This is a genomic window from Paractinoplanes rhizophilus (genome assembly GCF_042664765.1).
Lineage (GTDB): Bacteria > Actinomycetota > Actinomycetes > Mycobacteriales > Micromonosporaceae > Actinoplanes > Actinoplanes rhizophilus.
Genome location: NZ_JBHTBJ010000048.1, coordinates 1 through 24,588 on the forward strand (window position 1 = coordinate 1; position 24,588 = coordinate 24,588).

Consider the following 24,588-nt stretch of genomic DNA (forward strand, 5'->3'; position numbering starts at 1 on the left):
GGCCCGACGACATCGACGACTGGCGACCCGCAACCGGCGAACCTCACACCCTCCCGCCCGCAGACCAACCCTTCTAACCAGCACAACTCGAAAGATCAGCCGTTACACCACTTCCAGGGGCTTGACCCCCGCCTGCCAGGGCCAGTTGATGGTCATCGTGGATCGGCCCGGCGTCGCCTCCGTCGACGCGGAGGGTTTCGCCAAGCTCGAGACGCGGCGCCCGCATCCCCGGCTGCTCGCCAAGCCGTGAGACACGAGGTCGCCGCTCGCCGGCGCGGCGCACCGGACTTGGAGGAAACCACCATGAACCGGATCGGCGCCGGCGACCTTGCGGTGTTCCCGTTGGCTCTCGGCGCCAGCGCCTTCGGCTGGACCAGCGACGAGAGCATGTCCGTCCAGGTCCTCGATGCCTACGCGGCGGCCGGCGGCAACTTCATCGACACCGCCGACAGCTATTCCGCCTGGGTGCCGGGGCACAGCGGCGGCGAGGCGGAGGCCATCGTCGGCCGTTGGATGACGGCCCGCGGCAATCGCGACCGCGTGGTGGTCGGCACGAAGGTGGGCCGGCACCCGCGCTTTCCCGGTCTGTCCGCGGCCGCCGTCCGGGCCGCGGCCGACGCCTCCCTCCGGCGGCTGCGAACCGATCGCATCGACATCTGCTACGCGCATGCCGACGATCGGAGCGTTCCGATCGAGGAGACCGCGGAAGCGTTCGACGCGCTCGTCCGGGCCGGCAAGGTGCGCCGCCTCGGCGTCTCCCACTACAGCGCCGAGCGCATCCGCGAGTGGATGCGGGTGGCGCGGGCCGGGGGCCTGACGCCGCCGGCGGTCATGCAGCCGCAGTACGGCCTGGTCCGGCGGGACGCCGGCGAACAGGACCTGGTCGCCGTGGCGGCCGCGGAGAACCTGTCCGTGGTCCCGTATTTCACGTCGAGCAGTGGCTTCCTCACCGGGCAGTACCGGCCGGAACCCGCCCTGGACGGCGTCTCCCGGCCGGCCGGCAGCGCGTACTTCTCGCACAACGGCCTCTGGGCGTTGGATGCCCTGGAGACGATCGCCTTCGCCCGCGGGGTCCGGCCCGCGACGGTGGCTCTCGCGTGGGTCCGCACCCGGCCCGGGGTCGTCGCGCCGATCGTCAACGCCCGGACCGCCCAGCATCTCGCCGGCGTTCTCGAGGCGGCCGCGCTGGAGCTCAGCGAGGACGAGCGCGCGGTCCTCGACGAGATCTCGGTGCGGGTGCTCGACTGAATAGCGCTGCGAGCCGGATCAGCCCTTGCGCAGGTCGGGGGCGGGGGAGCCGAGCAGGAGCGTGCGGACCCGGTCCCACGCGGCGTGCACCGCGGTCCGCACCTCCGGCGAACGGTGGCCGAGAAGGCGCACCGCGGCGCCACGGCCGGCGGGCAGCTCGGTCACGCCGGCCAGAACATCGGATACGCCGGCGAGCGCGGCGCGCAGTACCGAGACGATCTCGGCCGGCGATGTCCGGGAACTCATCACGTACAGGCCGGCGACGACGTCGTAGCCGCCGAGCACCCCGGGCGACCCGGGGTCGTCGACCTTGCCCGGCCGCAGCCGCAGCGTGTCGGCGAACATCAGGGCGCCGTCCGGATCGCGGACCTCGGTCTCGGCCCAGAACAGGTCGTAGACGTGCGCCTCGCCGTGCGCGACCCGGCCCGGGAGAAGGATGTCCCCGAGGATCACGGTGGCGTCCTCGGCCGCGGTGACGCTGGTCCGCTGGTACAGCCGCGACCCGCGGAACGGGATGACGGGATCGGGCAGGTACTCGAGGATCGCGCCGGCGCCGGCGCGCAGGTTGACGAGCTGCGTCGCGAAGTCGTCCCGGGCCTTGAAGACCTTGGTGGCGGCCTGGGTCGTCACGTGCACGGCGGATCCGGGCGCGCAGTCCACGTCCACCCGATACCGGTCGCCCTGCACGAACCCGTCCCCCTGCTGCTGCAGGAACACGAAGGCCATGCCGGGCCGCCCCGGGTCCAGATGGATCGGCCGGTGGACGTACAGCGGCGATCTTTGGTACTGCCGGATGAGCCGGGTGCTGCCCGCGCGCGGCGCCAGCGCCAGGTCGAGCACGCCGAGCTTGCCGGCGGCGCCGACGCCCAGCGCGCCGCCGATCTCCGTGCCGTAGGCGAGCACCTCCCGCGGCAGCGCGGCCGGGATGCACCAGGCCCGGTCGTCCCGTTCGGTCATGCCGGACCGCCGGCCGGGGCGAACCGGTCGATGACCTCGTCGATGCGGGCGGCGACGCCGGTGAGCCCCTCACCGGTGAAACAGTTGGTGAAGACGAACGGACGGCCGTCGCGAACGGCGCCGGCGTCCCGGTCCATCACCGACAGGTCGGAGCGGACCAGGTCGGCCAGGTCGACCTTGTTGATGACCAGCAGGTCGGAATGGGTCACGCCGGGCCCGCGCTTGCGAGGGATCTTGTCGCCCTGGGCCACGTCGATGACGAAGACGAAGTAGTCGGCGAGGGCCGCGCTGAACGTCAGCGTCAGGTTGTCGCCGCCGGACTCGACGAGCACGACGTCGGCATCGGGGAAGCGATCGGTCAGCTCGGTGACCGCGTCGAGGTTCATGCTCGGGTCGTCCCGCACGGCGGTGTGCGGGCACGAGCCGGTCTCGACGCCCACCACCCGCTCCGGCGCGAGCACGCCGGCCAGCGTCCGGCGTACGTGCTTGGCGTCCTCGCTGGTGAAGATGTCGTTGGTGACCACCAGCGGGCGGTGCCCGGCGGCGATGAGCAGGGGGACCAGCGCCTCGATCAGCGCGGTCTTGCCCGAGCCGACCGGGCCGCCGATGCCGATGCGGGGGATGCCCGGCGCCCGGATCCCGGCGAGCCGGGCGGACGGGCCGTGGTCGTGGCGGTGCGGATGCGGATGGGTCTGCATGGGACGCTCACTCCTCTCAGCTGGCGAACAGCCGGAGCTCGGTTTCCTCGTGCCGCATCGTCATGATGTCCAGCAACGGTGCGCAGCTTCTGATGTCGGCCACATCCCGGCCGGCGGCGGATCGTGCGGCGGCGCCGAGATCGCGGCGCGCCCGGCGCAGCACCGCCTGGGCGGTGCCGTGATCGGTCACGGCGAGCCGGACGGCGGCGGCGACCCAGCTCGCCGCGAACGCGAAGAGCTCGCCGGCCACCGATTCCAGGCGGGGTACGCCGAGGCACCCGCTGAGGACGCCGAGGGCCACCGCATGGTTGCCGGGCGTTCGTTTTCCCGCGACTTCGTGCGCGTACCGCGAGAGCGCCTCGGCGTCGAACGCCTCCGTCGCCACGCGAAGGAGCGCCCGTCCGGTACGGGCCGAGGTCTGCCGGGCCTCCCGCGACAGTTTCACCGCGCTCAGCCGCTCGTCGGCGCGGCGGACGAGGCCCAGGTCCACCGGACCCGGGCCGGTCGCCGCGCGATGTGCGCAGGCCAGCGCGACGCCGTCCGACGGGCCGACCGCGAGCCGCACGTGGTCGCGCAGCAGGGCGGTCAGCACCGCCGGATCGCTGGGCGTGGTGAGCCGGCCGGACTGGGCCCACGTCTCCAGGCCGTGGGAGAGCGTGTAGCGGCCGCTCGGGAACGCGGAATCGCTCAGCTGCAGGACGGCGAGCAGGCCGGCCAGGTCGGCGCCCATCAGACGATGTAGTAGAGCTGGGACATCGGGACCTCGGTGGCGGCGGGCACGACGGCCGGCCGGCCGTCCACCGTGACCTGGTAGGTCTCGGTGTCCACCTCGATGTCCGGGGTCCGGTCGTTGCGGACCATCTGCGCCTTGCCGACCGTACGGCAGCCGCGAACCGCCTCGATCCGGCGCTCGACGCCGAGCCGCTCCAGGACCCGCGCCTCGGCGGCCGCCCGGGAGACGAAGGTGACCGACGTCCGGCCGGCGGCCTTGCCCAGTCCGCCGAACATCGGTTGCAGCAGCACCGGTTCCGGCGTCGGGATGGATGCGCCGGCGTCGCCCATCACCGACCAGGCCACCATGCCGCCCTTGATCACATACTTCGGCTTGACCCCGAACGTGTTCGTCGGCCACAGCACGATGTCGGCCAGCTTGCCCGGCTCCAGCGAGCCGACCACGTGGGCGATGCCGTGGGTGAGCGCCGGGTTGATCGTCAGCTTGGCCAGGTAGCGCAGGATCCGCTGGTTGTCGTCGCCGGCTGCCTCGCCGTCGAGGCTGCCGGTCACCCGCTTCATCTTGTCCGCGGTCCGCCAGCACGTCGCCACCGTGTCGCCGACCCGGCCCATCGCCTGCGAGTCCGACGAGTACATGCTGAGCACGCCCATGTCGTGCAGCACGTCCTCGGCGGCCTCGGTCTCGGCGCGGATCCGGGACTGGGCGAACGCCACGTCCTCGGGATTGGCGGGGTTCAGGTGGTGCGTCACGATCGTCATGGAGAACAGGTTGTCGGTCGTGTCGGTGGTGTACGGCCGGGTCGGGTTGGTCGACGACGGCAGCACGTTCGGGTGCGAGGCGATGGCCATCATGTCCGGCGCGTGCCCGCCGCCCGCGCCTTCGGTGTGATAGCTGTGGATCGTCCGGCCGTCGATCGCGTCCAGCGTGTCGCGCAGATATCCGCCCTCGTTGAGGGTGTCGGCGTGCAGCGCCACCTGGACGTCGTACTCGTCGGCGACGGACAGCGCGCAGTCCAGGGCCGCCGGGGTGGCCCCCCAGTCCTCGTGCACCTTGAGGCCGAGCGCGCCCGCCTCGATCTGCTCGCGCATGCTCTCCGGACGGCTGCTGTTGCCCTTGCCCATCAGGCCGACGTTGACCGGCAGGGTCGCGGTCGCCTCCAGCATCCGGGCCATGTTCCACGGGCCCGGCGTGCAGGTCGTGCCCTTGGACCCGTCGGCCGGGCCGGTGCCGCCGCCCAGCAGGGTGGTGGTCCCGCTGGACAGGGCATGCGGGATCTGCGCCGGCGTCAGGAAGTGGACGTGCGTGTCGATGGCGCCCGCCGTGGCGACCAGGCCCTCGCCCGAGATCACCTCGGTGCCGGGGCCGATGAGCAGCGCGGGCGAGACGCCGTCCTGCACGAACGGGTTGCCGGCCTGGCCGATCCCGGCGATCCGCCCGTTCCGCACGCCGATGTCGGCCTTCACGATCCCGATCACCGCGTCCATCACGACGACCGAGGTGATCACCAGGTCCAGGGCCCCGTCCGCGTTGCGCAGGCCCGGAATCTGGGCCATGCCGTCGCGGATCGACTTGCCGCCGCCGTAGATCGCCTCCTCGCCGGGGCGGATCAGGCTGCGTTCGACGCGGGCCAGCAGCTCGGTGTCGGCCAGCCGGAACCGGTCGCCGGCGGTCGGGCCGTACAGCGAGGCGTACTGCCGCCGCGAGATCGTGGTCATGACTGGTCCTCCGCCCCGGTGAAGCCGCGTTCGAGGGCCCGCCCCCGGGCCCGGGCCCGCGAACGCGGGTTGGACGCCGCCCCGTCGAGCAGCCCGTTGAACCCGGCGACGCGGGCCGGCCCGCCGAACTCGACCAGGTCGACGTCCCGCTCGTCGCCCGGCTCGAACCGGATCGACTGGCCCGACGGCACGTTCAGGCGCATGCCCAGCGCCGCCGCCCGGTCGAAGCCCAGGGCCCGGTTGACCTCGAAGAAATGGAAGTGCGAGCCGACCTGGATCGGCCGGTCACCGGTGTTGCGCACCGGGAGGCGCACGGTACGCCGGCCACGGTTGATCTCGATCGGCTCGTCGGACAGCAGCCACTCGCCTGGAATCATCTCGTCCTTCTCGGCATCGGGGTCGGCACTCGCTAGGGAATCGGGTCGGCGACGGACACCAACTGCGTGCCCGTCCGGAAGGTCGCCTCGACCTGGACCACGCCGACCATCTCGGGCACGCCCGGCAGCACGTCGTCCCGGGACAGGATCTGCTTGCCCAGCTCGGTCACCGCGGCGACCGACTTGCCATCCCGGGCGGCCTCGAGCAGCGCCTCCGTGATCAGGGCGATCGACTCCGGGAAGTTGAGCCGGAGGCCGCGCGCCCGCCGCCGGCGGGCCAGCTCGGCGACCTGGTAGATCACCAGCTTCTCGATCTCCCGGGGGCTCAGCATCAGCGACGACAACCACGTCTCGATGCGCGGCTGCCCGGGATCGTTGTCGGTCATCGTCAGATCCCGGCGAGGCCCTGCGGGCTGTTGTACGGGATCTGCGCGCTGGTGACCTCGCTCAGCGACCCGTCCGCTTGGACGGCGTACCCGACCAGCTTGGACGCGTTGGCGTAGATCTGGTACAGGAAGCCGCCGTCCGGGCTGAGCCAGTTGTCGTTCGGGCCGCTGCTGACGGTGCCGTTGAGCGCGCGGAACGTCCCGTCGCCCGGCACCTTGGGCGACGCCGCGCTGTGCGCCAGCGAGATGACGTCGCCGTCGATCCGGAAGCTGCTGATGTTGCTGTAGCCGAAGTTCGTCGCGAACACCCACTGGTCGTCGGGCGACACCGCGAGCCAGCAGAGCTCCGACGGCAGCCCGGCGCTGGTGTCGGTCTTCACCACCGGCCCGGTGGCGATCTTGCCGTCCTCGCCCAGGGTGGCCAGCGCCACGCCGTCGCCCACGGCGTAGCCGATGACGAAATGCCGGGTCCGGTGGTGCAGGAAGGCCGGGTAGAACGGCGAGCCGCCGCCGCCGTCCTGGAACATGCCGTCGCCGAGCGAGCCGTCCGGCCGCACCGGGAAGACGACGATGCCGTCCGGGTCGGGCGCGTTGGAGGCGACCGACTTCTTCGAGCCGTCGGGCCGGTCCGCCCAGAGGATCGGCGAGCCGTCCGGGTTGGCCTTGGCCGGCTGATCGAAGGTGGTGCCGACGACGACGTACTGCTGATCCGGCGACAGCACGATCATGGTCGACACCCGCAGCGGCTTGTCCGGGGTGTTGACCGTGTAGCCCTCGGGCCGGGCCTCGAGCTTGCCGTCCGCGTCGACCGACATCAGCCGTACGTGCTGGGGGCCGAACGAGTGCAGCACGTACAGCGTGCCGCTGGCCGGCACGTACGCCAGGGACTTGGCCGTGCCGCTGCGGCCGGCCACGACGTTGCCGGTCCGCTTGACGTCGAGGAGCGTCAGCTTGCCGTCCGCACCCACGCCGAAGCTCGAGACCGAGTTGTCGCCGCCGTTGGTGGTGAACAGGAAGCGCCGGTCGGTGCTCACGATCACGCTGCCGGCGGCCTCGAAGGCGTTCGGGGCGCTCTCCTGCCCGCTGATCGGCTTGTAGACGCCCGAACCCGCGCCGCCGGTGGCGACCCGCTCCACCTCGTGGATCGTCCCGTCCGCGGTCCGCTCGTAGTGGATGATGAAGTTCTTGACCTCGTTGGTCTGCATGTACAGATGTCCGCCGGACCGCATGCCTTGTTCCATGGCTCCCTCTCCGTTTCGTCGGGTGCTCGGAGCCTCGCCGCAACGGCTGGTCGCTCGCGTCCGTAAATCCACCGGGAACCCGCCGGGGGTGGCACCGGGTCACGCTCGGCGCGGCCGAGGCCCGCGGTGGCCGGGTAGTATGCGCCGGATGGATCGCCATCGGCGCAGCGCAGGGGGTGGGGCGATGCGGGAGACGCGGACGCTGCCGGGTGGCCCGGTCCCCACCGCCCGGGGCTAGCCCGGTGCTGCAGTTCCGGCGCGACGAGTCGGCCGTGCTCGACCGTCTCATCGACGACGTCGGGTCGGGGGAAAGCCGTGCCCTGGTCCTGCGCGGCGAGTCGGGGATCGGCAAGAGCGCGCTGCTCGAGTACGCCCTGGGGCGGGCCGCCGGCTGGCCCACGGTGCGTGCCGCCGGGGTCGAGTCCGAGCAGGAGCTCGCCTTCGCCGGCCTCCATCAGGTCTGCGCCCCGGTCCTGGATCGCCTGCCGGGGCTGCCGGCGCCGCAGCAGCTGGCGCTGCGCACCGCCTTCGGCCTGGCCGCCGGCAAGCCGCCGGACCGGTTCGTGGTCGGCATGGCCGCGCTGGGCCTGCTGGGCGAGGCGGCGCGGGACCGGCCACTGCTGTGCCTCATCGACGACGCGCAGTGGCTGGACAAGGCGTCGGCCCAGGTCCTGGGCTTCGTGGCGCGGCGGCTGCGCGCCGAGTCGGTTGCGATGATCTTCGCGGTCCGCGAGCCCGCCGACGGCGGCGAGGTCACCGAGCTGGCCGGACTCCCCGGCGTACGGGTCGGCGGGCTCTCCGACGACCAGGCCCGGGTGCTGCTCGAGTCGGCCTACCCCGGCCCCACGGACAAGCGGGTGCTCGATCGGGTGGTGGCCGAGAGCCACGGCAACCCGCTGGCGCTGCTCGAGCTCCCCCGGGGCTTCACCCGGGCCGAGCTCGCCGGCGGGTTCGGGCTCAGCCCGGTCGTCCTGCCGGGGCGCATCGAGGAGAGCTTCCGGCGCCAGATCGCGACGCTGTCGCCCATGACGCGGCAGGTGCTGCTGGTCGCCGCGGCCGAGCCGGTCGGCGATCCGGTGCTCGTGTGGCGCGCGGTCGATCGACTCGGGATCGCGGTGGATGCCGAAGCGGCGTCGCGTGAGGCCGCGGAGCGGTTCGTCGACTTCGGCCCGCGGGTCCGCTTCCGGCACCCGCTGCTGCGGTCGGCGATCTACCGCGCCGCCACCGGCGCGGAGCGGCGCCGCGCGCACGGCGCGCTGGGCCAGGTGACCGATCCGGTGACCAATCCCGACCGCCGGGCCTGGCATCGCGCGCAGGCCGCCGAGGCGCCCGACGAAGCCATCGCCGGCGAGTTGGAGGAGTGTGGCCGGCGGGCGCACGACCGCGGGGCCGCAACCGCCGCGGCGGCGTTTCTCGAGCGATCCGCCGCGCTGACGCCGGAGGTGAAGCGGCGCGGCCAACGGCTCCTCGCGGCCGCGCACGCGACGTACGAGGGCGGCATGCCGGCCGCGGCGCCGCGCCTGATCGCGCTGGCCGAGGCAACCCCGCTCAACGCCCTCGAGAAGGCGCAGGCCGACGTGCTGTACGCGCGATGCGCCTTCGCCCTCGGCCGTGGTCGTGATGCGACCGAATCGCTCCGGCAAGCGGCGACGCGACTGCAGGCGATCGACGCCGCGACCGCGCGCGACACCCACCTGGAGGCGATCCGGGGCAGCTGGTTCCTCGCCGACCACGCGCCCGGGCTCACGCTGCGCGAGATGGCGGAGGCCGCGCGCAGCTCGCCCCGCCCAGGCCCGGAGACGACCTCGGACGTGCTCATCGACGGCCTGGCCATCCGGTATCGGGACGGCTACCCGGCCGCTGCCGCGGTGCTGAAGGAGGCTGTGGCCGAGTTCTGCGTCAAGGCGCCCACCGGCGATTCCGGCCTGCTCCTCGAGTGGTTCGCCGGCTCGATCGCGGTGGACCTGTGGGACGACGCGTCCTGGGATCTGATCAGCCGCCGCTACGAGCAGCGGGCCCGGGACGAGGGTATCGCGGCGCTGCCGATCGCGCTGACGATGCAGATCGTCAACCTGGTGATGCAGGGCGAGCTGGCCTCGGCCGGCTCGCTGCTGGAAGACTTCGACGCCGTTCGCCAGGCGACCGGCATCTTCGACGCCCCGTACGCGGGGCTGCTGCTGGCGGTCTGGCGTGGACGCGTCGAGGAGGCGGCCGAGCTGCTCGACGCGATGACCGACGATGCGAACAAGCGCGACGAGGGGGTGACCCTGATCGCCGTGGCGTCGATGCACGCCACGCTGCTGAACGGCCTGGGCCGATACCAGGAGGCAGCGGCCGCGGCGCTGCGGGCCACCGAGCCGGAGCGGGAGATGGGCTTCATCACGTTGTGCGCCTTGGCCGAGCTGGTCACCGCGGCGGCCCGCGCCGACCAGCCCGATACGGCGGCCCGGGCGCTGGCCCGGCTGACCGCCATGACGGAGGCCAGCGGCACCGACTGGGCGCTGGGTGTGACGGCCCGCTGCCGGGCGTTGCTCGCCGGCCGCGACTCCGCCGAGACTCACTTCCGGGAAGCGATCACCCGTCTCGGGCGTACCCGAATCCGCGGCGAGCTCGCCCGCGCCCACCTGTACTACGGTGAGTGGCTACGGCGGCACCACCGGCAAGACGATGCGCGCCGCGAACTGCGCACCGCCCACGCGATGCTGACGGAGATGGGGGCGGACGCCTTCGCCGCGCTTGCCGCACGTGAGCTCGGCGTCGCCGGCGAAAAGGTTCGCAAGGGCGCGAAGGCGGAGCCCAGCACGCTCACGGCGCAGGAAACCCAGATCGTCCGGCTGGTCCGCGACGGCCTGTCGAACGCCGAGGTCGCCGACCGTCTGTTCATCAGCCCGCGCACGGTGGAGTGGCACCTCAGCAAAGCGTTCGCGAAGCTCGGCGTCACGTCCCGGCGGCATCTGCGGCGCTGACCCGCGTCGGCGAAAGGGCTTGACCCTGACGCAGCGTCAACCCGCCATGCTGGCGGGCATGAGCACTCCACCGGTAACCGATCGGGCCGATCACCCCGCGATACGCGTGCGCGGCCTGGAGAAGTCGTTCAAGGATCTGAAGGTGCTGCGCGGCGTGGACGTCGACGTGGCGCGGGGAAGCATTTTCGCCCTGCTCGGCTCGAACGGCGCGGGCAAGACCACCTTGGTGCGGATCCTGTCCACGCTGCTCAAGGCGGACGGCGGGCGGGCCGAGGTCAACGGCTTCGACGTCGCGTCGCGGGGCGCCGAGGTCCGCGAGTCGATCAGCCTCACCGGCCAGTTCGCGGCGGTCGACGAGATCCTGACCGGCCGGGAGAACCTCACCATGGTGGCCCGGCTGCGGCACCTCAAGGACGCCGGCGCGATCGCGGACCGGCTGTTGCGGCGCTTCTCGCTGACCGAGGCGGGCGCCCGCCGGGTGGCGACGTACTCCGGGGGCATGCGCCGCCGGCTGGACATCGCGATGAGCCTGGTCGGGGATCCGCCGGTGGTCTTCCTCGACGAGCCGACCACCGGGCTGGACCCGGAGGCCCGCCTGGAGGTCTGGTCGGCGGTCAAGGAACTGGCCGCGGCCGGCACCACCGTGCTGCTGACCACGCAATACCTGGACGAGGCGGAGCACCTGGCGGACCGGATCGCGATCCTGCACGAGGGCCGGATCCTCGTGCACGGCACGCTCGACGAGCTCAAGCGGCTCCTGCCGCCGGCGAAGGTCGAGTACGTGGAGAAGCAGCCCACCCTCGAGGACGTCTTCCTCAGCCTGGTCGGCACCGCCGCGAACGGAGAGAAGCGATGAACAAGCACTTTCTCGGTGACACCGCCGTCCTGCTGGGCCGCTCGCTGCGGCACATCGCGCGCAGCCCGGACACCATCATCACCACGGTGATCACGCCGATCGCCCTGCTGCTGCTGTTCGTCTACGTCCTGGGCGGGGCGATCCAGGCCGGCGCCGGCTCGTACGTGAACTACCTGCTCCCCGGCATCCTGATCATCACGATCGCCTCCGGGATCTCCTACACCGCGTACCGGCTCTTCCTGGATCTGCAGGGCGGCATCTTCGAACGGTTCCAGTCCATGCCGATCGCCCGGGCCGCCGTGCTCTGGGCGCACGTGCTGACCTCGCTGGTCGCCACGGTGATCTCGGTCGTCGTGGTCGTGCTGGTCGCCCTGGCGATGGGTTTCCGGTCGGGCGCGAGTGTGCTGGACTGGCTCGCCGTCGCCGGCATCCTGGTCCTGTTCACGCTGGCGCTGACCTGGCTGGCCGTCATTCCCGGGCTCACCGCGAGCTCGGTGGACGGCGCGAGCGCGTTCGCGTACCCGTTGATCTTCCTGCCGTTCATCAGCTCGGCCTTCGTGCCCACCTCGTCGATGCCCGGCCCGGTCCGCGCCTTCGCCGAGAACCAGCCGGTGACGTCCATCGTCAACACGCTGCGGGCGTTGTTCACCGGACATCCGGTCGGCACCGGCATCTGGATCGCCCTGGCGTGGTGCGCCGGCCTGCTGGTGGTGGCGTTCACGTTCGCCGGGATCACCTATCGCCGCCGGATCAGCTGAGTCAGGATCGGAGCATGCTCACCATCGGGCAGTTGGCCGCGTACGCCGGTGTGACGGTGCGGGCGGTGCGGCACTATCACCAGATCGGGTTGTTCCCCGAGCCGGAGCGCGACGCCTCGGGCTACCGCACGTACGGGGCGCCGGCCGTGGTGTCGCTGATCAAGATCCGCACCCTCGCCGACGCCGGCGTGCCGCTGACCCAGATCGCCCGGATGCTCGAGGCCGACGAGGCCACCCTCGCCGCAACGGTCGAGCAGATCGACGCGCGCCTGCGCGCCGAGATCGAGCGGCTGGAGGCCAGCCGCCGGCAGGTGCGGCGGCTCGCCGCCGGGGACAGCCTGGTGCTCCCGCCGGAGATCGTCGCCTATCTCGACCGCCTGCGGGAGATCGGAGCGTCGGAGCGGATGCTGGCCGGCGAACGGGACGGGTGGATCCTCGTCTCGGCCCGCTGGCCCGACAAGGTCCTGGAATGGATCCCGGCCAAGCTCGCGCAGCTCGAGGACCCGCGACTCGTCCGGCTCTATCAGGTGCTGTCGCAGCTGCTGGAGACCGAGGGGATCGACGACCGGCTCGCCAACGAGGCCGCCGACATCATGGCCGATCTCGCCGACCAGGCCGAGGCCGCCGGTGAGCTCGACTACGGCGCGGAGGGCCGCGACGAGATGTCCATCGCGTTGCTGGACGACCTGGCCGACGCGGCCGACAAGCGGGCCGAGCGGTTGCGCGAGCTGATGCGCGAACGCGGCTGGGACGGCTGGACCCGGATGCAGCGGGTGGCAAAGCCGCCGGGCTGAGCTGGGCCGGCGGGCGGGTGACGCCTCAGCGCTCGGCCCGGTCCAGCACGAACTGCATGCATCCGGCGTCGTTGCGCCGTGCGTCGAAGGTCTTGTCGCGGACCCGGTCGGCGACCTCCGCGGCCACATAGAGGGAGGCGCCGTCGCCGGCGTCGTACCGCATGTCCCCGGCGCAGGGCGCCGGCACCAGCAGGATGCTCAATTGCCGATGATCCGGCGTGCACTGAAGGCGCACGCCGCCCTCCGGCGGAACACCGGGAACCCGCAGCATCTCGTGAATGGTGTCCGAAGCGGCGTTGGAGATGGTGAGCATCTCTACCTCCTGACGTATCGGAACCAGCTTCGATCTCCTTTTCCCAACGTCGCTCGGTGATGTGGAGGTCCTCCGGCCACGCCGTGAAGATTCGATGACAGCCCGGCCGCCGTCCGCCGACGGCAATTCTCAGCGGGGACCGTCGCCGAGCAGGAATCGCGTGGTGCCGTCCTCCTCGGTGCGGGCGTCGATGACTTTGTCGCCGAGCAGTTCGCCGGCGCCCTCGGCGATGAACAGCGGAGCGTCGCTGGCCGCCTGGAACACGGTGTCGCCCCGCCGCGGCAACGGCGCCACCGCGATACTCAGCGCACTGCGATCCTCGTTCGGGGCGATGCGCAGACCGGCTCCGTCCGGCACCCCGGGCCCCGTAACGATGTGGCGGATGGCCGCGGTGGCGTTGTCGGAAACCGTGAACATGGTGATTCTCCCAGCAAGAGGCGGGCCTTGGTGGCGCCCAATCTGGCCATGGGATGTGTAGGCGGGCCCACCGCGCCATGACGATCCCGTGACGATCCGTACGCGGACGGCCCGCCATCGTCACGAGATTGTCACGCGGCAGCGTGCCGCCCTCCACATCGGGCGACGAAATTGGGGCCCGACGACCAGCACCCCAGCCAAGGAGAATCGCTGTGTTCACCGTCTCGGACAACGCCACCATGGCGATCCGTACCATCATCGGCCGGTCCGGCGTGCCGCAGGGCGCCGGCCTTCGGATCGCGGCGGACGCCGACCGGGGCTCGCTGCACATCGCGGTGTCGCCGGCCCCCGAGCCGGGCGACACCGTGTACGACGCGGGCGCCGACGCTCAGCTCTTCATCGCCGAGGGGGCGGGGGAGCTGCTCGAGGAGAGGACGATGGACGTCCGCGAGGACGACGCCGGCCGAGTGCAGTTCGTCCTCGATTCGCCGCAGCAGTAGGGACAATGCCGGCCCGGCGCGTCACACGATCGACACATGACTGTGCCGTCACGGCGGGAAAATCCGCGTAGGTTTCGCGCATGTTCCGGGCAGCGGCGAGATCGGCCCGCGCCGGCCTGCTCCTCGTCCTTGTGCTGATCGCGGGCATGGCGGGATGCGGCGGGACCGGCCGGGACGAGACGGTTGACGGGCCGGAGTGGCGAACCGCGGTGCGCGGCGCGGTCGGCGCCGCCACGCGCGCCGCTCCGGCGCGGCTCACCGGGATGGACGTCCAGGAGCGCGCGGGCTTCGATCGCATCGTGATCGCCTTCGACGGGCCGCTGCCGGGCTCCCGCGTCTCCTACACCCCGGCCGCGGCCGCCGGGTACGAGCTGACGATCCGGCTGGAGCATGTCCGGGCCGCCGGTCCGGGCGCCATCGATTGCGGGCTCCCGGCGATCGCCGCGGTCCATCGCGCGCCGCCGGACAACGGCCGCGTCCTGACCACGGTCACCGTGGCGGGCGGGACGCGCCTGCCGTTCCGGATCGGCATCACGCTCGGCTCGTTCTACGTCGACGTGGCTCATCCCGGGCCGCCTACCAGGCGTTGGTCTCACTGACCGAACAGACGGCCCGCCACCCTTTCCGGTGCCACGGTTTTAGGTACGACGGCCGCGGGTCAGGGTGATCTTGCCGGTGGTGGGCGGTCCGGGTGGCGGCGCTTCCGGTGGGGATGCCGGCCGGATCGGATCATGCCCGGCTTCCGGGCCAACGGCCGCTCCCGGCGAGCACCGCGGCCCCGGTACCGGTCAGGGTCGCCGCGCGCGACGGCCCGGCGAGGGCCGCGGGCGGTCCGCACGGTTCGCCGCGGTCGAGGATCCCGGCCGTTGTCACTGCCGGGGTCCGGTACGGGTGGCGGCGGCAGTTCGTGCTCCTCGCGCGGGCCGATCGTCGGGATGAGCGGCTCGGCGACGGGCTCGGCGGCGACGACCGGCGCCGCCGCGGCCTGGTGGGCGGGCCGGCAGGGGAACAGCCGGGTGACCCCGAGCCGTCGGAGGCGCTCGAACAGCGCGGGCGGGACGCCGATCACCATGTACGCGGTGCCGCTGTGCCCGGTGGCCCGGTGGCCGTCGACCAGGGCGCGCACGGTGGCGCCGTCGGCGTGGCCGGCCCGGGTCAGGTCGACGACGAGGAGCCGGGGCCGGGTCCGCACGGCGGTGTCGACCAGCTTGTCGCGCAGCCGCGCGGCCGACGCCTGGTCGAGGTCACCGGCCACGGCGACGACCGTACGGCCCGACGTGGTGCTGGCGGTGACCTGTGCCGTGGTGGCCGGCGCCGGACCGGTCTCGTCGCCGTCGAGCTGCCGGTGCAGCGCCTGGAGGGTGCGCCGCAGCAGGCGGGAGACGTGCATCTGGGATACGCCGAGCGACTGGGCGATCTGTTCCTGGGTGGCGTCGCCGAAGAAGTAGCGGGTGACGACGTACTGCTCCAGTTCGGGAAGCCGGCGGAGCAGGTCGCGCAGCGCGAGGCGGTCGCACGCGCCGGCCAAGTCGGCGTCCTCCTGCCCCATCAGGTCCTGCAGCTCCGCGGCGTCGTCGGCGTCGGACACCCGGGCGTTGAGCGAGTCGACGTCGTAGGCGCTCGCCGCCATCCAGGCCTCCAGGACCTCGTCCTCGGTGCCGCCCAGGGCCTGGGCGAGCTCGGCGATCGTCGGCGGGCGCCGCAGGGTCTGGCCCAGCTCGGCGCGGACGTGGCCCAGCTCCAGGCATCGCTCCTGCAGGTGGCGGCCGACGTGCACGCGCCAGCCCTTGTCGCGGAAGTGCCGCTTGAGCTCCCCGGTCACGGTCGGGATGAGGTAGCCGAAGAACGGTTTGCCGCGTCCCGGATCGAAGCCGTCGACGGCCTTGACCAGCGCCAGCGCGGCGACCTGCGCCAGCACGTCGTCGTCCTGCCCGCGGTGCCGGTAGCGGCGGGTCAGCCGGGTGGCCAGCGGAAGGTTGCTGGAGATGATCTCCTCCCGCAGGCGCCGGCGTTCTCCAGGTCCGGTGCCGGGGGCGTACATCCGGGCGAACAGTGCCATGGTCGCTGCCTCGACCCGGTCGACCCGGTCGGGCGTTTCCTGCTGAAGTGTCATTGTGCTCTCCGAGGACGGCCTGGCGCGGGCGAGCGCGGCGTCGGTGCCGGTCGCGGACGCGCTGTCGGCCCGGCCGTGACGCCCGGTTCCACTCGTGGATCCCCGGCCCGGGACGGTCCAAACCCGGGCCGGCAGTGATCTGTGTCCGATCACGGCGATGGCGGATGCCGCGGCACCCGCCATCGGGACTGCCTACCGGCCGCGCTTCGCCGTCGTCCGGGAGCCGCCCATCAGGATCGCCCCGGCCACGACGCTGAGGACGGCGATGATGACGCCGGTGATCAGGTTGTTGACCCAGATCCCGGCGGCGGTGCCGGACTGGTGGATGACCCACTGGGAGACCGCCACCCACACGCCGAGGATCGCGGTGGTCCAGCTCAACCGCACCATGCGCTGAGGCAGGAGCGTCAGCCCGAGCGCGAGCACCGCGACCGCCAGGCCGATGATCAGGTTGTTGGCCGTGATGGCGGGGTCGGTGCCGTTGAAATGGATCACCCAGGGCGAGATAGCCAGCCAGAGCCCGGCCAGCAGGACCAGGCCGTCGGTGACGACGGCCGGACCGCTCGCGGACACCCGTTCGTAGCGTTCGCGCAGCTCCACGAGATCGGGATGATCTGCCATCGGGAATCGGGTTGTCTCTGACATGAATGTCACCTCCAACACAAGAAGGGTGGAAACCGCGCCTACCCTCCCGGTGCGGGCGATAACACGCGGCAGAGTGTGTGTTTTGCTCTCCGGCGGCCGCCGGCCGCCGGCGCCGTCCCATCGCGCAAGTGCCTGGCTATATCGCGTTATTTCCGGCACGAGGCGATCGCGAGCGGCTAGCCCTGGGGATCTGACGTTCGAATCGAACCGCGAGTTATCAAGATCCAACGGCGGCCCACCGGAGGTCCCGCCGGCCGAGGGCGCCCGCCGGGTGCTGCCTTCCTGGGCCCGGCGTCCCGGTTCGCGATCCGGCGGCGGCGCTTGCAGGATTCCCGGTTCCGGCCGACGCCACCATTGTCGCCCAGCGCGCCCGGACCGACAGCGGGGAACATGCCACCAGTTGCGTCGGCAGGGGCGCCCACCGTGCGGTGAGCGCCCCCGAAGACGTGCGGCTCACCGGTACGTGACGTCGCTCCGGTTGACCCTGCAGTTGCTGGTGTTCCAGCCCTCGCCGAGGTAGGTCGGTTCGCTGCCCTTGGCGACGCCCTTGTACATGCCGCAGACCACCGCGCCGGAGTTCACCGTGACGCGGGTGAGGGTGGCGGTGTCGCCCCAGTTGGTGTTGATGCCGACGACGGTCTTGACGCCGGTCAGCAGGACGTTGTCGACCACGACGTGGCGCTGGTACGAGTTGGTGCAGTTGCCGCAGGCGCGGTAGAGCTTGCCGGCGTTGCTGAGGTAGAAGCCGGAGATGTTGACGGTGCCGTTGCCGTTGTGCTGGAACGTCTTGTCGCTGCCCGACCGAGCGCCGCCGCCGATGACGTAACTGGTGCCGCCGTTGGTCTGCAGGAAGGTCGCGGCGTCCTCGCCGATGTCGTTCCACCACACGTTCCGGATGGTGCAGGTGCCCTTGCAGTGCACGCCGTCGCCGGCCGGGGAGCCGATGATGACGTTCTGCAGGGTGCCGCCGTTGGCGATCTCGAACATCGGGTCCTGGGACTCGCTCTGCGAGCCGTCCCCGATGCAGCAGTAGGTCCGCATGCCGCCGTCGAAGGTCCCGGAGACGGAGATCGTGCCGGAGACGGACACCGAACCGGCCGAGGACGGCCACGAGCCGGTCGGAGTGCCGGGGTTGCCGGTCGGGCCGGTGGTCGGGCCGGTCGTCGGGCTGGTGGTCGGGCCGGTCGTCGGGCCGGTGGTCGGCGTCGAGCCGCCGCCGTAGGTCTCGAACTCGGCGATCCGCGGCGCGCTGGACGCGCTGGTGATCTCGAACGTGAGCTTCCGCAGCGAGGTCGAGGCGAAGGAGATGGTGCTCGGGCTGCCGCTGCCGCTGGCCAGGGTGTTGCCGTTGTCGTAGTTGTACAGCCGCCAGGCGTTGATCGAGCCGCCGCCGGAGGCCTGCCTGATGACGGCGGACGAGACCGTCACGGCACTGCCCCATTTGACCGAGACGTAGCCGGTGGCGCCGTTCGGCGACCAGTACGTGCTGGTGTTGCCGTCCTTGACGTTGCCGTAGCTGGTGCCGCTGGCCTTGCTGGAGCCGTCGGCGCCGCCGCTGAGGCTCAGGTTGTCGGCGGCCGAAGCGGAGGACACCGGCAGCATCAGCGTGATGGCGGCTGCGGCGACTGCGGTGGCTCCTCCAGCGACCCATCGGAGCGCGATTGGCCTCTTCATCTGTGTCACCTCGTAGTCGAGAGCGCCGTGGCGTGGGTGGACTGGCCACAGGTAAGCGCTTTCCTGCGAGGATAGAGCCCGATCGATACGTGAGCAAGCGGATGCCCGATTTGCGGCGTGAGCGCTGCGGTCGGCCCGATGGCGCTTGACGCTGTTAGCGCTAACACCCTTCGCATCAAGGAGCGGGGCATTTTTCCGCGATGGGCCAACAAATCCCTGCCCTTGGCCGCTGAAAAGCTGTTACGCCGATCGTCCCACCAGACTCCTCGCCAAGTCGTGCGTCCACCCCGCGGCGAAGCCTCGCGGCGGCACCATATGGCCTGGTAGTGACCGAGGTGCCGCCGACTCGGCCCCGGCCGAGCCGAGCCGTGCCGTTCCCTCCCGGACGGTGCGCCGCCGCGCCGCGCGCCTCGCCTTCATCGAGGCCGGCCGTTTGACGGCATCGTTTCGTGAACGTTAACTTCACCAGCACCCATAGCGGCCCGTCGATGAACCTCATGTAGGAGGCCCCGGTGTCCCAGCCGTCACGTCCCGCCGCGCCCCGGCGGATACTGACCATCGCCGCGGCCGCCGCCCTGGCCCTCGCGAGCTCGCTGACCGCCCAGGCCGGCCCGGCTCTCGCCGCCGACACCACCCTCTACGCCGCCCCGACCGGCGCCGGCACGAGCTGCACCGCCGCCGCGCCGTGTGCGCTGGCGCAGGCGCAGGCCGCCGCGCGGTCGCTGACCGGCTCGATGTCCGCCGACCTGGTGATCCAGCTGGCCGACGGGATCTACCGGCAGTCCGCGCCGCTGCGGCTGACCGCCGCCGACTCCGGGCGCAACGGCTATCGGGTGGTGTGGCAGGCGGCGCCGTCGGCGCATCCCGTGCTCAGCGGCGCCCGCGCGGTCACCGGGTGGTCGCTCGCCGACGCCGGCCGCAACATCTGGCGGGCGAACGTCGGCGCCGGGATCGACAGCCGCCAGCTCTACGTGGACGGCGCCGTCGCCACCCGGGCGCGCACCCAGGTCAACCGGTCCGACTTCAGCGCCGACAGCACCGGCCTGCGATTCACCAACGGCGCGTTGAGCTACCTCAACAACCTCGCGAACCAGAGCCGGATCCAGGTGGAGAGCGTCGGCTCCTTCACCGACCGGTACGCGTCGGTGCAGCGGATCAGCGGCAACCTGATCACCATGCAGCAGCCGGGCTGGAGCAACAACAACTTCGGGTACGACACGTTCGCCCAGCCGCACCGGGCCGGTCCGCTGTACCTGACCAACGCGTACGAGTTCCTGGACGCCCCGGGGGAGTGGTACCTCGATCCCGGCACCGGCGCGCTGTCGTACATCCCGCTGGCCGGGCAGAACATGAGCACCGTCCGGGTCGAGTTGCCGACGCTTCAGTCGCTGGTCCAGGTCGGCGGCACCTACGACGCGCCCGCCCACCACATCACCTTCAGCGGCATCACCTTCACCGGCACCAGCTGGCTCGGGCCGAGCTCCAGCCAGGGGTACGCCGACCAGCAGACCGGCGCCTACATCGCCGGCAACTGGAGCTGGCCGAGCTTCGGCTCCTGCCACGAGGGCTGCACCCAGTTCGAGGCCACCCGCCCGAACTGGTCGCAATCCCCGGCCGCCGTCCAGGTCTCGGCCGCCAACAACGTCACCTTCACCGATTCCCAGTTCGTCAACCTCGGGCAGACCGCGATCGGGATCGGCAACGACGCCAACGCCCACGGCAGCGGGGTCGGACTGGGCGCCAGCAGCATCACGGTCACCCGGTCCGAGATCGCCCGGGACGTGGCCGGCGGCATCGTCGTCGGCGGCGTCCGGGCCGACGCCCACCACCCGAGCGACGCCCGCATGGTCAACCGGGACATCACCATCACCAACAACCGCGTGCACGACCTCGGGCTCGAGCACCGCGGCATCGTGTCGGTGCTGACCACGTACGTCACCAACAGCACCGTCGCGCACAACGAGGTCTACAACCTGCCGTACACCGGCATGTCGATCGGGTACGGGTGGGGCTCCAACGACGCCGGCGGCAGCAACCACTACGCCGACCGCGGGTTGTACAACTACCAGCCGCGCTACTCGACCGCCACCACCGCGAGCAACAACCAGCTGGTCGGCAACTACGTGCACGACGTCATGCAGCAGATGACCGACGGCGGGTGCATCTACACGCTGTCGGCCAACCCGGGAGCGCTGATCAGCGACAACTACTGCCTGCGAACCAACGGCTGGTTCGGGCTCTACTTCGACGAGGGCTCCCGCTACTACACCGCCCGCACCAACGTCTTCTCGGCCACCGGGACCTGGGCGACCGCCAACTACTACTTCGCCGAGAACATGGGCAACTTCACCGTCACCGGCAACTGGTCGACCAACGGCAGCACGAACGTCACCAACGGCGATCGGGGCAACGTCGTGTCGGGCAACGCGACGGTGACCAACGGCAACTGGCCCTCGGGCGCGCAGGCGGTGATGTCGGCCGCCGGTCCGCAGAGCGGTGGCGGCCAGGAGCAGGCCCGGCCGATCATCGGGGTCCAGTCCGGTCGCTGCCTCGACGCCGGCACCGGCGCCAACGGCGTCCAGACCCAGTTGTGGGACTGCCACGGCGGGACGAACCAGCAGTGGACCTACACCAACGGCAAACAACTGCGGGTGTACGGGAACAAGTGCCTCGACGCGTCCGGGCAGGGCACCGCCAACGGCACCCAGGTCATCGTCTGGGACTGCTCCACCCAGGCCAATCAGCAGTGGAACCTCAACGCCAACGGGACGGTGACCGGCGTCCAGTCCGGACTGTGCCTCGACGCGGTCGGCAACGGGACCGGGAACGGCACCAAGATCAACCTCTGGACCTGCCACGGCGGCGCCAACCAGCAGTGGAGAGCGACCCCCTGAAAGCCCGCTTGATCCCGCGAGCCGCCAGGTCTTGAAACATAATACGTATGCTCTTATATTTCGGTGCGATGAACTCCCGTCACCAACGGTCTCCGGCAAAGGACCTCAACATGGGTGGAATCGCACGGGCTTCACGCGTAATCGGCGGCGCCGCGGTGATGGCCCTCGCGGCGGCGCTGGCCGCCTGCGGCGGCGGCAACGACGGCGGCTCCACAGCCGGTTCCTACGGCTTCCCGCAGGTCGCTCAGGATGACCAGGCCGAGATCACGGTGTGGGTGGACGCCGACCGCTCGGGCGCGGCGGACGCCTTCAAGAAGGCCAACCCCGGCGTACCGATCAAGGTGGTCACCTACGACGGCTCGGCCAACGGATCCAACTCGTTCCGCACCAAGATGCAGCTCTTCGACCGGGCCGGCAGCGGCTGGCCGGATGTCGTGTTCTCGACCCAGAACAACGACGCCGCGTGGGCGAGCCAGAAGTCCGGCGGCAAGCAGGCGTTCGCGGCCGTGCTCGGCGACGGCCTGGTCCCGCAGGCCACGCTGGACGGCTTCACCCCCGGCTCGCTCGACCCGTGCACCGTGGACGGCAAGGTCTACTGCCTGCGCAACGACCTCGCCCAGGTGGTGCTCTGGTACAACAAGACCCTGCTCGCCAAGTTCGGCTACGCGCCCCCGGCGACCTGGGAGGAGTACCAGGCGCTCGGCGAGCAGGTGGCGCGGGAGCACCCCGGCTACATCGTCGGCACGGTCGGCGACGCGTGGACCCCGGAGGTCTTCTTCTGGGGCAGCAAGTGCCAGGCGAACGGGATCACCGGCCCGACCACCGTCACGGTCGACACCGGCACGGCGGAGTGCAAGCGAGCCGCGGCCATGCTCGACACGCTGATCAAGAACGGCACCACGCCCAACGTCAGCGTCTTCACGCCCGAGTTCGTCAAGACGTACTCCGGCAAGGTTCTCGTCATGCCCGGCCCGGCCTGGTACGCCGGCGCCATCTTCAACAACCCGCAGTCGCTCAACGTGCCCAAGGGCCAGCTCGGCGTCGCGGCCCCGCCCGCCTGGCAGGGTGACACCGCGGTGACCGGCAACGTGGGCGGCGGAACCTGGTTCATCAGCAGCCATTCCACGAATCTCAAGGCGGCGGCGAAGTTCGCCGAGTTCGTCACCACCGCCGACGACTACCAGGTCGAGCTCGCCCCCGGGTATCCGGCCTTCGCGGCCGCCGCCGACAAGTGGGTCAAGAAGCAGGAGTCGAGCGGCTACTACGCGACCGACCTGCAGGCGATCGCCAAGGCCGGCACCGAGATCTGGGACGGCTGGGGCTCCGGGATCTTCAGCCAGGAGGCGATCTGGGCCAAGACCATGACGCCGGCCATCGCCGACGGCAAGAGCCTGGTCGCCATGCTTCCCGAGTGGGAGACGGCGATCAAGAATCAGGCCCAGGTCAACGGCTACACGGTCCAATGACGGCGGTGGAACAGGCGGCACGGCCGGCGGCGCCCGCGCGTCGCCGGCCGGACCGGCGGTGGCCGACCGGCGGCCGGAGCGCGACGAGCTACGGCTTCATCGCCCTGTACGCGGCCCTGACCGTCGCCTTCGGGATCCTGCCCGCCCTGTACGCGCTGTATCTCGCCTTCACCGACGCGGACGGCGGCTTCGCCGGGCTGGCCAACTTCGGCAAGGTCGTCGGGGACTTCCGCTTCGGGCCGGCCGTCGGCCACGTCGCGTACTTCCTGGTGATCTGGCTGATCGCGCTGATCGTGCTGGTGACCGTGCTGGCGATCGCGGTGCACGCCATCCGGCTGCGCTGGCTCGGCAGCAGCCTCCGGCTGATCTTCTATCTGCCCGGGGCGCTGGCCGGCGCGTCCAGCGTGCTGCTCTGGCTGTTCCTGCTGGACCCGACGGCCAGCCCGGTCGGCGGCCTGCTGCGGTTGCTGGGCCTGTCCAGCTTCGTCCAGGTCATCGTGCCCGCCCACCTGCCACCGATCTTCGCGATCATCGCGTTCTGGACCGGCGCCGGCGGCTGGATCGTGATCATGTACGGCGCGCTCAACAACATCAGCGCCGAGGTGATCGAGGCCGCCCGCATCGACGGCGCCGGGCCGCTGCAGATCGCCTGGCGCATCCAGCTGCCGATGCTGCGCAAGTGGATCTCGTACCTGGGGATCATGTCGCTCGCCGCCGGCACCCAGCTGTTCGTCGAGCCGCAACTGCTGTCGCAGGCGAGCAACGCGGTCGTGCCCAACGACTACTCGCTCAACCAGCTGGCCTACCAATACGCGTTCCAGCAGAACGACTTCAACGGCGCGGCCGCCATCTCGTTGCTGCTGCTGGTCATCGCCCTCGCGCTCTCGGCGGTCTTCGTCCTGCGTGGCGGCCTGTTCGAGACGGACTGAGTCATGACGTCAGCAACCCGCGGCCGGCAGATCGGTCTCGGCGGCTGGAGCGGCCGTACGATCGTCGCCCTCGTCCTTGCGATCTTTGTGCTTTTCTTCGCCATCCCGATCGTCTGGCTGCTGCTGGCGACGACGAAGTCGGCCCGGGGCCTGATCGTGCGCCACCCGTTCGCCCCGGGCGGGCTGGGCGACCTGCGGGCCAACTGGCATCAGCTCTTCGCCTTCCAGGACGGCGCGGTCACCACCTGGGTGGCCAATTCGGCGCTGTACGCGGTGGGCGCGCTCGCGATCACCCTGGTCGCCGGCATCCCGGCGGGCTACGCGCTGGCCCTGACCCGGTTCCGGTTCCGGCGGCTGCTGCTGATCGTCACGTTGATCGTGATGCTGATCCCGAACACCGCGCTGGTCCTGCCGATCTTCCTGGAGCTGAACGCCGTCGGCCTGATCGGCAGCCCGCTGTCGGTGATCCTGCCGATGTCGTTCTTCCCGTTCGGCGTCTACCTCGCGTACATCTATTTCGCCACCAGCATCCCGCGCGACCTGCTCGCCGCCGCCCGGATCGACGGATGTTCGGAGCTGCAGGTGTTCACCCGGGTGGCCCTGCCGCTGGCCGCCCCGATCGTCGCCCTGGTCGCGTTCTTCAGCTTCGTGCAGAGCTGGAACAACTTCTTCCTGCCGTTCGTGATGCTGCCCGCCAGCGACGGTTACCCGATCCAGGTGGGACTCACCTCGCTGCTCGCGTCCACGCCGGCGTTCAACCCCAGTTCCGCCGGGATGCAATCGGTGCAGCTGCCCACCCTCGCGCTGGCGACGGTGATCTCGGTGCTGCCGGTGCTGATCGTCTTTCTCTTCGCGCAGCGCTTCCTCGTCGCCGGCATGACGGCGGGCGGCACGAAGGAGTAAGGAGC

The 24,588-nt window shown here is 71.2% G+C and carries 23 protein-coding genes; 11 read left to right on the forward strand and 12 right to left on the reverse strand.

Translation table 11 applies throughout. The features are described from left to right. Nucleotides 1-303: 303 nt before the first annotated feature. The gene (locus tag ACFQS1_RS35470; RefSeq protein WP_378976471.1) at nucleotides 304-1,248 is read left to right on the forward strand and encodes an aldo/keto reductase; all 945 of its coding nucleotides are present in this window, start codon (nucleotides 304-306) and stop codon (nucleotides 1,246-1,248) included. An 18-nt stretch (nucleotides 1,249-1,266) separates the two neighbouring features. Here the strand turns inward: ACFQS1_RS35470 and ACFQS1_RS35475 are convergent, their stop codons facing one another. The 7 genes from ACFQS1_RS35475 to ACFQS1_RS35505 are packed head-to-tail and all read right to left on the reverse strand — an operon-like array spanning nucleotide 1,267 to nucleotide 7,355. After that, a complete protein-coding gene (locus ACFQS1_RS35475) occupies nucleotides 1,267-2,205 on the reverse strand; it encodes an urease accessory protein UreD (RefSeq protein WP_378976473.1) in 939 nt (312 codons plus the stop codon). Then, a complete protein-coding gene (gene ureG / locus ACFQS1_RS35480; RefSeq protein ID WP_378976475.1) occupies nucleotides 2,202-2,903 on the reverse strand; it encodes an urease accessory protein UreG in 702 nt (233 codons plus the stop codon). Before ureG ends, ACFQS1_RS35475 begins: the two co-directional genes overlap by 4 nt. 16 nt (nucleotides 2,904-2,919) lie before the next feature. Then, nucleotides 2,920-3,633: an urease accessory protein UreF gene (locus tag ACFQS1_RS35485; protein ID WP_378976477.1), complete on the reverse strand. Its 714-nt coding sequence runs from the start codon at nucleotides 3,631-3,633 to the stop codon at nucleotides 2,920-2,922. Beyond that, a complete protein-coding gene (gene ureC, locus ACFQS1_RS35490) occupies nucleotides 3,633-5,351 on the reverse strand; it encodes an urease subunit alpha (RefSeq protein WP_378976479.1) in 1,719 nt (572 codons plus the stop codon). The genes ACFQS1_RS35485 and ureC overlap by 1 nt, the downstream gene beginning before the upstream one ends. Then, nucleotides 5,348-5,728, reverse strand: a complete 381-nt coding sequence (gene ureB, locus ACFQS1_RS35495) for an urease subunit beta (protein WP_378976481.1) — start codon at nucleotides 5,726-5,728, stop codon at nucleotides 5,348-5,350. The genes ureC and ureB overlap by 4 nt, the downstream gene beginning before the upstream one ends. Before the next feature lie 32 nt (nucleotides 5,729-5,760). Beyond that, nucleotides 5,761-6,114, reverse strand: a complete 354-nt coding sequence (locus ACFQS1_RS35500; protein WP_465263234.1) for an urease subunit gamma — start codon at nucleotides 6,112-6,114, stop codon at nucleotides 5,761-5,763. Nucleotides 6,115-6,116: 2 nt separating this feature from the next. Next, the gene (locus tag ACFQS1_RS35505) at nucleotides 6,117-7,355 is read right to left on the reverse strand and encodes a lactonase family protein (protein WP_378976483.1); all 1,239 of its coding nucleotides are present in this window, start codon (nucleotides 7,353-7,355) and stop codon (nucleotides 6,117-6,119) included. Between the two features lie 242 nt (nucleotides 7,356-7,597). Between ACFQS1_RS35505 and ACFQS1_RS35510 the strand changes: the two genes are divergently transcribed. The 4 genes from ACFQS1_RS35510 to ACFQS1_RS35525 are packed head-to-tail and all read left to right on the forward strand — an operon-like array spanning nucleotide 7,598 to nucleotide 12,729. Continuing rightward, on the forward strand, nucleotides 7,598-10,321 hold the full coding sequence (locus tag ACFQS1_RS35510) for a helix-turn-helix transcriptional regulator (RefSeq protein ID WP_378976485.1): 2,724 nt from the start codon (nucleotides 7,598-7,600) through the stop codon (nucleotides 10,319-10,321). 58 nt (nucleotides 10,322-10,379) lie between these two features. Then, the gene (locus ACFQS1_RS35515; RefSeq protein WP_378976487.1) at nucleotides 10,380-11,177 is read left to right on the forward strand and encodes an ABC transporter ATP-binding protein; all 798 of its coding nucleotides are present in this window, start codon (nucleotides 10,380-10,382) and stop codon (nucleotides 11,175-11,177) included. Continuing rightward, a complete protein-coding gene (locus ACFQS1_RS35520; RefSeq protein ID WP_378976489.1) occupies nucleotides 11,174-11,935 on the forward strand; it encodes an ABC transporter permease in 762 nt (253 codons plus the stop codon). Before ACFQS1_RS35515 ends, ACFQS1_RS35520 begins: the two co-directional genes overlap by 4 nt. 14 nt (nucleotides 11,936-11,949) lie before the next feature. Beyond that, nucleotides 11,950-12,729 carry a MerR family transcriptional regulator gene (locus ACFQS1_RS35525; RefSeq protein WP_378976491.1) on the forward strand — a complete coding sequence of 260 codons (780 nt, stop codon included), beginning with the start codon at nucleotides 11,950-11,952 and terminating at the stop codon, nucleotides 12,727-12,729. Nucleotides 12,730-12,754: 25 nt separating this feature from the next. Here the strand turns inward: ACFQS1_RS35525 and ACFQS1_RS35530 are convergent, their stop codons facing one another. Together ACFQS1_RS35530 and ACFQS1_RS35535 are read right to left on the reverse strand one after the other, a co-directional pair. Further along, the gene (locus ACFQS1_RS35530) at nucleotides 12,755-13,042 is read right to left on the reverse strand and encodes a hypothetical protein (RefSeq protein ID WP_378976493.1); all 288 of its coding nucleotides are present in this window, start codon (nucleotides 13,040-13,042) and stop codon (nucleotides 12,755-12,757) included. A 129-nt stretch (nucleotides 13,043-13,171) separates the two neighbouring features. Then, a complete protein-coding gene (locus tag ACFQS1_RS35535) occupies nucleotides 13,172-13,459 on the reverse strand; it encodes a hypothetical protein (RefSeq protein WP_378976495.1) in 288 nt (95 codons plus the stop codon). Between the two features lie 212 nt (nucleotides 13,460-13,671). Between ACFQS1_RS35535 and ACFQS1_RS35540 the strand changes: the two genes are divergently transcribed. Together ACFQS1_RS35540 and ACFQS1_RS35545 are read left to right on the forward strand one after the other, a co-directional pair. Beyond that, nucleotides 13,672-13,959: an adhesin gene (locus ACFQS1_RS35540; RefSeq protein ID WP_378976497.1), complete on the forward strand. Its 288-nt coding sequence runs from the start codon at nucleotides 13,672-13,674 to the stop codon at nucleotides 13,957-13,959. An 80-nt stretch (nucleotides 13,960-14,039) separates the two neighbouring features. After that, complete coding sequence (locus tag ACFQS1_RS35545) at nucleotides 14,040-14,558, forward strand: hypothetical protein (protein ID WP_378976499.1); 519 nt, start codon at nucleotides 14,040-14,042, stop codon at nucleotides 14,556-14,558. A 59-nt stretch (nucleotides 14,559-14,617) separates the two neighbouring features. On the opposite strand, the gene ACFQS1_RS35550 is transcribed toward ACFQS1_RS35545, so the two are convergent. The 3 genes from ACFQS1_RS35550 to ACFQS1_RS35560 all read right to left on the reverse strand — a co-directional run bounded on the left by ACFQS1_RS35550 (nucleotide 14,618) and on the right by ACFQS1_RS35560 (nucleotide 18,391). Then, nucleotides 14,618-16,072 carry a SigB/SigF/SigG family RNA polymerase sigma factor gene (locus tag ACFQS1_RS35550; protein WP_378976501.1) on the reverse strand — a complete coding sequence of 485 codons (1,455 nt, stop codon included), beginning with the start codon at nucleotides 16,070-16,072 and terminating at the stop codon, nucleotides 14,618-14,620. A gap of 192 nt (nucleotides 16,073-16,264) precedes the next feature. Next, entirely contained in the window at nucleotides 16,265-16,717 is a 453-nt protein-coding gene (locus tag ACFQS1_RS35555; RefSeq protein ID WP_378976503.1) for an SPW repeat protein, read from the reverse strand. Nucleotides 16,718-17,170: 453 nt separating this feature from the next. Further along, a complete protein-coding gene (locus ACFQS1_RS35560) occupies nucleotides 17,171-18,391 on the reverse strand; it encodes a pectate lyase (protein ID WP_378976505.1) in 1,221 nt (406 codons plus the stop codon). 512 nt (nucleotides 18,392-18,903) lie between these two features. On the opposite strand from ACFQS1_RS35560, the gene ACFQS1_RS35565 reads away from it, so the two are divergent. From ACFQS1_RS35565 to ACFQS1_RS35580, 4 genes are all read left to right on the forward strand, one after another. Next, nucleotides 18,904-21,285 carry an RICIN domain-containing protein gene (locus ACFQS1_RS35565; protein WP_378976507.1) on the forward strand — a complete coding sequence of 794 codons (2,382 nt, stop codon included), beginning with the start codon at nucleotides 18,904-18,906 and terminating at the stop codon, nucleotides 21,283-21,285. Between the two features lie 110 nt (nucleotides 21,286-21,395). Then, nucleotides 21,396-22,751, forward strand: a complete 1,356-nt coding sequence (locus tag ACFQS1_RS35570; protein WP_378976509.1) for an ABC transporter substrate-binding protein — start codon at nucleotides 21,396-21,398, stop codon at nucleotides 22,749-22,751. Next, entirely contained in the window at nucleotides 22,748-23,680 is a 933-nt protein-coding gene (locus tag ACFQS1_RS35575; RefSeq protein WP_378976511.1) for a carbohydrate ABC transporter permease, read from the forward strand. Before ACFQS1_RS35570 ends, ACFQS1_RS35575 begins: the two co-directional genes overlap by 4 nt. A 3-nt stretch (nucleotides 23,681-23,683) precedes the next feature. Beyond that, nucleotides 23,684-24,583 (forward strand): carbohydrate ABC transporter permease, encoded by a 900-nt coding sequence (locus ACFQS1_RS35580; RefSeq protein ID WP_378976513.1) that lies wholly within the window; start codon nucleotides 23,684-23,686, stop codon nucleotides 24,581-24,583. Nucleotides 24,584-24,588: the final 5 nt, after the last annotated feature.